An 8,075-nucleotide genomic window follows, 5' to 3' on the forward strand; every position below is an offset into this window, starting at 1 on the left:
GCGCAATTTAATCTGCGCCGGGGTGAGGGTTTTTTACTGTGACGCGTCTTCTGGTTCGTCTAGTTCATAACAGCCTGGCAACCAGACGCTTTCTCTTCTCAAGGATTCCCCGATGACCGCCTCCCCTACCGCAGAACGTGCAGCCCTGCGCTCCCAGCGCCTGAACCAGATCACCAACGAACCGCACACCAAGCTCGATGCGTTGGTGAAGGCCCATGCACCGTTTGAAACCCAGGCCAACTTCGCCCGCTTCGTGGTCGCACAGTACCTGTTCCAGTCGGAGCTGGTGGCGCTGTACAACGATGCCGAGTTGATCAAGATCGTCCCTGACCTCGCTGAACGCTGCCGTGCCGAAGCGGCCAAGCTGGACCTGGGCGACCTGGACACCGAAGTACCGGCACCGGTGGCCGGCGCGGTGAAAAACCCGAGCAAGGCCGAAGCCCTGGGCTGGCTGTTCGTGTCCGAAGGCTCCAAGCTGGGCGCCGCGTTCCTGATCAAGCGTGCCGTGGGCCTGGGTTTGAGCGAAACCTTCGGTGCCCGTCACCTGGGCGAGCCTGCGGGGGGTCGCGCTGAAGGCTGGAAGCGCTTCACCCGCACCCTCGACGCGCTGGAATTCAGTGCCGAAGAAGAAGCCGAAGTGGAGAAAGGCGCGATTGATGCGTTCGTGCGCTTCACCGTGTTGCTGGAACAGGCGTACGCTAGCGCCCCTGAACTGGCCTGATTCCCTGATTGGAATGCAATCAAATGTGGGAGCGGGCTTGCTCGCGAATGCGGTGGATCAGTCAATATATCTGGTGACTGAACCAACGCATTCGCGAGCAAGCCCGCTCCCACATTTTGATCCGGTTTCACTTTGAATCCTTCGTAAATCCATCCATGCAAACCGCACCCATGACCGGCAAAACCCAATCCTCATCCAAAATCGCCCGCGTCCTGTTCGGCCTGCTGGCCTACGTCAGCCTGGGCATCGGCTTGATTGCGATTGTGGTACCGGGCTTGCCCACCACCGAATTCATCCTGCTGGCCGCCTGGGCCGCCACCAAAAGCTCGCCGCGCCTGAGTGCCTGGCTGGAAAACCACCGGCTATTCGGGCCGATCCTGTTCAATTGGCGCAATGGCAGGATCATCGCCCGCCGGGCCAAAGTCAGCGCCACCGTGAGCATGCTGCTGTGCGCCGGCCTGATGCTGGTGATGCTCGACCACGGCTGGCCGATCTACCTGGCCATCGCCGGAATGAGCATGGGCAACCTGTGGATCTGGTCGCGACCGGAACGTCTCCCGCAACCCACCTGACCCCCCCCACTACCGCTCATCGGCTCCCGCTCATGAACTGCCGGCCCAAGCCGATGTTCCGGGCATAGCGCCGAATGGACTCGCCTGAGCTTGCATACTAATAAGTCCATTCGCGGGTACTTCTATGTTCGACACCCTCTCCATTCGCTTGAAAATCGTGCTGTTGTCCGGTCTGTGCCTGCTGGGGGTGATTGCCCTTGTTGTGGGCATGAACCTTTACCAGACCAGCCAGAACGATCAACTGATCAGCGATTCAAGCTCGCGAATGCTCACCGACAGTGTGCAGAACCTGCTGCAGGCCAAGGCCGCCGAGCAAGCGGTACAACTGCAAAAAACCTTCGGTGAAAGCCTGTTGGTGGTGACGGCCCTGGCCGACCAGATCAAGGACCTGCGCACTCTGGCCGGCAAGCGCTCGTTGGATGCCGGGGCCCTGCGTGAAGAACTCAACCACAGCCTGAAAACCGCCTTCGACCGCAACACCAAGGTGCTCGGCATCTGGCTGTCGTTCGAGCCCAACGCCCTCGATGGCAAAGACAGTGAATTCGTCAATGATGCCGCCCGTGTGTCCAACGAAAAAGGCCGCTTTTCCAGCTACTGGAGCCGCGCCGGCGGTGAAGGCCTGAACACCGTGATGGTCGAGGATGACCTGACCAAGACCACCCTCAACCTCAGCGGCACGCCCTACAACATCTGGTACACCTGCCCGCGGGACACCAAAAATACCTGCCTGCTGGACCCGTATGAAGACACCGTGGCCGGCAAGCCGGTGTTGATGACCACCATTTCCCTGCCCCTGCTGGTCGACGGCAAAGTGATCGGCGTGGTCGGTGTGGACCTCGCCCTCAACGCCCTGCAAGCGGCGACCGATGCGGCGCAAAAAGAACTGTTCAACGGCGCCGGAATTCTCGAAATACTGTCCGGTAACGGCTTGATCGCCGGCTACAGCGGCGAGCCGGCCAAAGTCGGCAAAAACCTGGCGGACACCCTCGGTGCCGAAGGCAAAGAGATCGTGCAACTGCTGGCCAGCGATACCCGCAAGATCCGCGAGGAAGACGGCACGATTCGCGCCGTGTACCCGGTCAAACCGATTGCCGACGCCAAATCCTGGGGCGTGGTGATCAAACTGCCCAAACAAGTGCTGCTGGCAGACTCGCTCAAACTCCAGGCGGTGCTCGACAAGGCTCAGGCCAGTGGCACCGTCAAGGCGTTGCTGGTAGGCGCAGCCGCCGGGCTGCTGGGCCTGTTGCTGATCTGGCTGACCGCCACCGGCGTGACCCGGCCGATCAACAGCGTGGCCGCCATGCTCAAGGAAATCGCCAGCGGCGACGGCGACCTCACGCAGCGCCTGGCCTACGGTAAAAAAGATGAACTGGGGGAACTGGTGAACTGGTTCAACCGCTTCCTCGACAAGCTGCAGCCGACCATCGCGCAGATCAAGCAAAGCATCACCGAAGCCCGTGGCACCGCCGACCAGTCCTCGGCAATCGCGCGCCAGACCAGCGAAGGCATGCAGGTGCAGTTCCGTGAGATCGACCAGGTGGCCACCGCCTCGAATGAAATGAGCGCCACCGCCCACGACGTGGCCAACAGCGCCTCCAACGCCGCCAGCGCGGCCCGCGGCGCCGACCAGTCAGCCCGCGAAGGCATGCAGATCATTGAACGCAGCACCCGCGACATCACCACCCTGGCCGAAGAAGTCAGCAAGGCCGTGACCGAAGTCGAAGCCTTGGCAGTGAACAGCGAGCAGATCGGCTCGGTACTGGAAGTGATCCGCAGCATTGCCGAACAGACCAACCTGCTGGCCCTGAACGCTGCGATTGAAGCGGCGCGAGCCGGGGAAAGCGGGCGCGGTTTTGCGGTGGTGGCCGACGAGGTGCGCAACCTGGCCAAGCGTACCCAGGACTCGGTGGAGGAGATTCGCCTGGTGATCGAGCGCATCCAGACTGGCACCCGTGGAGTGGTGGCGACCATGCATTCGAGCCAGACCCAGGCGCAGAACAACGCCGGGCAGATTCATCAGGCGGTGCAGGCCCTAGGCAAGATCAGCGATGCGGTAACGGTGATCAGCGACATGAACCTGCAAATCGCCAGCGCCGCCGAGCAGCAAAGTGCGGTGGCCGAGGAGGTCAACCGCAACGTCTCGGCAATCCGCACAGTGACCGAAACCCTGACCGGCCAGGCCACCGAATCGGCGGCCATCAGCAGCCAGCTCAACGCCCTGGCCAGCCAGCAGATGAAGCTGATGGATCAGTTTCGGGTTTGACCCGAGCTTGAAGCCAGTAAGCACCCAATGTGGGAGCGGGCTTGCCCGCGAATGCGGTGGATCAGTCGGTACATGTATTGACTGACACACCGCATTCGCGAGCAAGCCCGCTCCCACACAAGCCCGTCCACATTTAGAGTCGCGGTGCCTTATTGACCCGTCCAGGCCGCCACAAACGGCGCCAGGTCTTCTTTCGGCGCGGTACGCGGCGGGTTTTGTGGGGTGCCCAGGTAGAGGAAACCAATCACTTCCTCATCCGCCTTCAGCCCGAGGCCTTTGGCGACATGGGCCGAGTACGACAACTCACCGGTGCGCCACACCGCGCCGATCCCCTGGGCGTACGCCGCCAGCAGAATCCCGTGAGCCGCACAGGCCGCCGCCAGCAGCTGCTCGGATTTTGGCACTTTGAAATGTTCTTGCAGGCGGGCAATCACCACCACCACCAACGGCGCCCGCAGCGGGCCGTTCTGCGCCTTGTCGATCACGGCCTGGGGCGCGTCGGCGTCCTGCAGGCGGGCGGCTTCGGCCAGCAGGGTGCCCATGCGCTCACGTGCCGCGCCTTCCACCGTCAGGAAGCGCCAAGGGCGCAGTTGGCCGTGGTCGGGCGCGCGCATGGCAGCGGCGAACAGCAGGTCGCGCTGCTCCTGGGTCGGTGCCGGGTCCAGCAGTCGCGGCACGGAAACACGGTTGAGCAAAGCGTCGAGAGCCTGCATTGGCCACCTCCAGAGAAAAATGTGCGGTCATTCTAGCGGGAATGAATCGGATACCACCAAACGATAATTGCTCTTATTCAATCCGCCCTGCCCTGTTAGACTTTGCGGCCTTATTTTCAGCCTACGTTCAGGAAGACTGATGTCCCGTTCGCCCCTTCGCCTGTCTGCACTGTTGATGGCCTTGAGCCTGAGTGCCTGCGATGACGCCCCGCGATTCACCAAGGCCGAGCCTGGTGAAGCGCGTGCCGGTGGCGCGACCACGGTGAGGAAGACCGACCAGAACGCCTTCTCCCTGCCCTCGGCCAACCTGTCGCCCACCCGGCGCCTGGACTTCAGCGTCGGCAACAGTTTCTTTCGCAGCCCCTGGGTGATTGCCCCGTCCACCACCACTGCCCGCGACGGGCTGGGGCCGCTGTTCAATACCAATGCCTGCCAGAACTGCCATATCAAGGATGGCCGTGGGCATCCGCCATTGCCCGATGCGCCCAACGCGGTGTCGATGCTGGTACGCCTGTCGATTCCCGATGCGCCGCCCTATGCGAAGGTCATCGAGCAACTGGGTGTAGTCCCCGAGCCGGTCTACGGTGGGCAATTGCAGGACATGGCCGTGCCCGGCGTCGCCCCGGAGGGCAAGGTGCGGGTCGACTACACACCGCTCGACGTCCGCTTCAAGGACGGCACCGTGGTCGAATTGCGCAAGCCTGCCCTGCAAATCACCCAGCTCGGTTATGGGCCGATGCACCCCGACACGCGCTTCTCGGCGCGGGTTGCACCGCCGATGATCGGCCTGGGGCTGCTCGAAGCGATCCCCGACGCCGACATCCTGCGCAACACCGACCCGAAAACCGCCGACAAGGAAGCCATCGTCGGGCGGGCGAATTGGGTCTGGGACGACGCGCAACACAAGACCGTGCTCGGTCGATTTGGCTGGAAAGCCGGGCAACCGAACCTCAATCAACAAAATGTTCACGCGTTCTCTGGTGATATGGGCCTGACCACCTCCCTGAGACCGTTCGATGACTGCACCGATGCACAAGTGGCCTGCAAACAGGCGCCCAACGGCAATGGCCCGGATGGCGAGCCTGAGGTCAGCGACAATATCCTGCGCCTGGTGCTGTTCTACACCCGCAACCTGGCCGTCCCCGCCCGCCGCGACGTCAACGCACCGCAAGTGCTGGCCGGGAAAAACCTGTTCTACCAGGCCGGTTGCCAGGGCTGCCACACCCCGCAATTCACCACGGCGCCCACCGCCGCCGAACCTGAATTGGCCAACCAGGTGATTCGCCCCTACAGCGACTTGCTGCTGCACGACATGGGCGACGGCCTGGCCGACAACCGCAGCGAATTCAAGGCCAGTGGCCGCGACTGGCGCACCCCGCCGTTGTGGGGCATTGGCCTGACGCAAGCCGTCAGTGGCCACACTCAGTTCTTGCATGACGGCCGCGCCCGCAACCTGATGGAGGCCGTGCTGTGGCACGGCGGTGAAGCCCAGGCGGCGCAGCAGCATGTGTTGTCGTTCAATGCCGAGCAGCGCGCCGCGTTGCTGGCATTTCTGAATTCTTTATAAGCTTTGTCCTAATTACAGAAGGGAGCTCGACATGTTCCGTCCCAAGTTGTTGTTCACCAGCCTGGCCGCCCTCGCCCTCGGTGCGTGCTCGCCCCAGGACCCGCAAGCGGTGACCTCGGCGGCCATCGCCAAGCAAGTGATCCTGCCGACCTACAGCCGCTGGGTTGAAGCCGACCGCCAACTGGCCGTCAGCGCCCTGGCCTACTGCCAGGGCAAGGAAAGCCTGGAGACCGCCCGCGCCGACTTCCTGCACGCGCAAAAGGCCTGGGCCGAGTTGCAACCGCTGCTGATCGGCCCGCTGGCCGAGGGCAACCGCTCGTGGCAGGTGCAGTTCTGGCCGGACAAGAAAAACCTGGTGGGTCGTCAAGTCGAGCAACTGGTGACCGCCCAACCACAGATCGACGCCGCCGCCCTGGCCAAATCCAGCGTCGTGGTGCAGGGCCTGTCGGCCTACGAATACATCCTCTACGACGCCAAGACCGATCTGGCGGACGAGACGCAAAAAGCCCGCTACTGCCCGTTGCTGGTAGCCATCGGCGAGCGCCAGAAACTGCTGGCCGAAGAAATCCTGTCGAGCTGGAACAGCACCGACGGCATGCTGGCGCAGATGACCAAGTTTCCTAACCAGCGCTACGCCGATTCCCACGAAGCCATCGCCGACCTGCTGCGGGTTCAAGTGACTGCGCTGGACACCCTGAAGAAAAAACTCGGCACCCCGATGGGCCGCCAGACCAAGGGCATCCCGCAACCGTTCCAGGCCGATGCGTGGCGCAGCCAGTCGTCCCTGCAAAGCCTGGAAGCCAGCCTGGCTGCCGCCCAGACCGTCTGGGTCGGCGTCGACAACAAAGGCCTGCGCGGCCTGTTGCCTGCCGATCAAAAGCCCCTGGCTGACAAGATCGACGCCGCGTATGCCGCCTCCCTGAAACTCTTCGCCAGCAACCAGCGTACGCTGAATGAAATGCTGGCCGACGATGCCGGGCGCCAGCAACTCAACGACATCTACGACAGCCTCAACGTGGTCCACCGCCTGCACGAAGGCGAACTGGCCAAGGCGCTGGGCATCCAACTGGGCTTTAACGCCAACGACGGTGACTGATGATGCTCAGGCGACAGGCTTTGGCCCTCGGCAGCGTGCTGCTCAGCGCAATTACCCTGGGTGGCTGGACGCTGTTCAAGCAGAAGGGCAAAAGCCCGCTACTGCTCTCAGCGCGCGATGACGGTGATGGCAAGCACTACGCCGTCGGCTTCCACCTGGACGGCAAACAAGTGTTTGCGACCCAGGTTGGCCAACGTTGCCACGACATCATCAACCACCCGACATTGCCGATTGCACTGTTTGTCGCCCGCCGGCCGGGCACCGAGAGCTACCTGATCGACTTGCGTGACGGGGCGCTGCTGCAGACCATTACGTCCAACGCCAATCGCCACTTTTATGGGCATGCGGTGGTGCACAAGGATGGCGAGTGGTTGTATGCCACGGAGAACGACACGTCCGATCCGGGTCGCGGCTTGCTTGGGGTGTATCGGTTCGAAGGTGAGCGGTTGGTGCACACCGGGGAGATTTCTACCCATGGGATTGGGCCACATCAGGTGTCGTGGATGCCTGATGGCGAGACGCTGGTGGTGGCTAATGGCGGGATTCGTACCGAGGCGGAGAGCCGGGTCGAGATGAACCTGAATGCCATGGAGCCGAGCCTGGTCCTGATGAAGCGCGACGGGACGCTGTTGAGCAAGGAGACCCTGAGCCAGCAGATGAACAGTGTGCGGCATATGGGGATTGCCAGCGACGGGACGATCCTCGCGGGGCAGCAGTTCATGGGGGCGTCTCATGAGCGGTCGGAGTTGCTGGCGATCAAGCGACCGGGGCAGGCGTTTGTGGCGTTTCCGGTGGCGGATGAGCAGCTGCAGGCCATGGGGCATTACACGGCCAGCGTTGCGGTGCACAGTGAGTTGCGGCTGGTGGCGTTGACGGCGCCTCGGGGGAATCGGTTCTTTATCTGGAACATGGACAGCGCGCAGTTGCTGCTGGACGGGCCGTTGCCGGATTGTGCCGGGGTGGGTGCGGTGGCTGATGGGTTTGTGGTGACTTCCGGGCAGGGCCGTTGCCGGTTTTATGATTGTCGGCAGGTGCCGTTGGTGGCGAAGCCGCTGGAGTTGCCGGCGGGGTTTTGGGATAACCATCTGCATCTGGTTTGATTGGGGGGCATATCCGTTGCTGCGGTAACGGCGGCTTATGGTT

The 8,075-nt window shown here is 62.7% G+C and carries 7 protein-coding genes and 1 pseudogene; 7 read left to right on the top strand and 1 reads right to left on the bottom strand.

Annotated features, from left to right (window positions below; genetic code table 11):
- The first annotated feature begins 112 nt into the window (after window positions 1-112).
- From HX807_RS25195 to HX807_RS32065, 4 genes and pseudogenes are all read left to right on the top strand, one after another.
- Window positions 113-721, top strand: a complete 609-nt coding sequence (locus HX807_RS25195; protein ID WP_177019288.1) for a biliverdin-producing heme oxygenase — start codon at window positions 113-115, stop codon at window positions 719-721.
- 170 nt (window positions 722-891) lie between these two features.
- Window positions 892-1,293 carry a YbaN family protein gene (locus tag HX807_RS25200; RefSeq protein WP_003214107.1) on the top strand — a complete coding sequence of 134 codons (402 nt, stop codon included), beginning with the start codon at window positions 892-894 and terminating at the stop codon, window positions 1,291-1,293.
- A gap of 265 nt (window positions 1,294-1,558) precedes the next feature.
- Window positions 1,559-2,698, top strand: a pseudogene (locus tag HX807_RS32060) (HAMP domain-containing protein); the annotation flags it as partial.
- Window positions 2,699-2,800: 102 nt separating this feature from the next.
- Window positions 2,801-3,556 (top strand): methyl-accepting chemotaxis protein, encoded by a 756-nt coding sequence (locus HX807_RS32065; protein WP_371103562.1) that lies wholly within the window; start codon window positions 2,801-2,803, stop codon window positions 3,554-3,556.
- Window positions 3,557-3,705: 149 nt separating this feature from the next.
- Here the strand turns inward: HX807_RS32065 and HX807_RS25210 are convergent, their stop codons facing one another.
- Entirely contained in the window at window positions 3,706-4,269 is a 564-nt protein-coding gene (locus tag HX807_RS25210) for an NAD(P)H nitroreductase (protein WP_087694472.1), read from the bottom strand.
- Between the two features lie 139 nt (window positions 4,270-4,408).
- Here HX807_RS25210 and HX807_RS25215 point away from each other — a divergent pair, with 139 nt between their 5' ends.
- From HX807_RS25215 to HX807_RS25225, 3 genes are read left to right on the top strand one after another with little or no spacing between them, the layout of a single operon-like run.
- The gene (locus HX807_RS25215) at window positions 4,409-5,836 is read left to right on the top strand and encodes a di-heme oxidoredictase family protein (protein WP_177028617.1); all 1,428 of its coding nucleotides are present in this window, start codon (window positions 4,409-4,411) and stop codon (window positions 5,834-5,836) included.
- A gap of 31 nt (window positions 5,837-5,867) precedes the next feature.
- Window positions 5,868-6,932 (top strand): imelysin family protein, encoded by a 1,065-nt coding sequence (locus tag HX807_RS25220; protein WP_102606236.1) that lies wholly within the window; start codon window positions 5,868-5,870, stop codon window positions 6,930-6,932.
- A 2-nt stretch (window positions 6,933-6,934) separates the two neighbouring features.
- Entirely contained in the window at window positions 6,935-8,032 is a 1,098-nt protein-coding gene (locus HX807_RS25225; protein WP_177051423.1) for a DUF1513 domain-containing protein, read from the top strand.
- Window positions 8,033-8,075 lie beyond the last annotated feature (43 nt).

Source organism: Pseudomonas sp. D8002 (genome assembly GCF_013385695.1).
GTDB lineage: Bacteria > Pseudomonadota > Gammaproteobacteria > Pseudomonadales > Pseudomonadaceae > Aquipseudomonas.

What these genes read in the sequence shown, in the direction of transcription:
- HX807_RS25200 (WP_003214107.1), top strand. Translation starts at nt 892, where the DNA reads ATGACCGGCAAAACCCAATCCTCATCCAAAATCGCCCGCGTCCTGTTC.
- HX807_RS32065 (WP_371103562.1), top strand. Translation starts at nt 2,801, where the DNA reads ATGCAGGTGCAGTTCCGTGAGATCGACCAGGTGGCCACCGCCTCGAAT.
- HX807_RS25220 (WP_102606236.1), top strand. Translation starts at nt 5,868, where the DNA reads ATGTTCCGTCCCAAGTTGTTGTTCACCAGCCTGGCCGCCCTCGCCCTC.
- HX807_RS25195 (WP_177019288.1), top strand. Translation starts at nt 113, where the DNA reads ATGACCGCCTCCCCTACCGCAGAACGTGCAGCCCTGCGCTCCCAGCGC.
- HX807_RS25210 (WP_087694472.1), bottom strand. Translation starts at nt 4,269, where the DNA reads ATGCAGGCTCTCGACGCTTTGCTCAACCGTGTTTCCGTGCCGCGACTG.
- HX807_RS25225 (WP_177051423.1), top strand. Translation starts at nt 6,935, where the DNA reads ATGCTCAGGCGACAGGCTTTGGCCCTCGGCAGCGTGCTGCTCAGCGCA.
- HX807_RS25215 (WP_177028617.1), top strand. Translation starts at nt 4,409, where the DNA reads ATGTCCCGTTCGCCCCTTCGCCTGTCTGCACTGTTGATGGCCTTGAGC.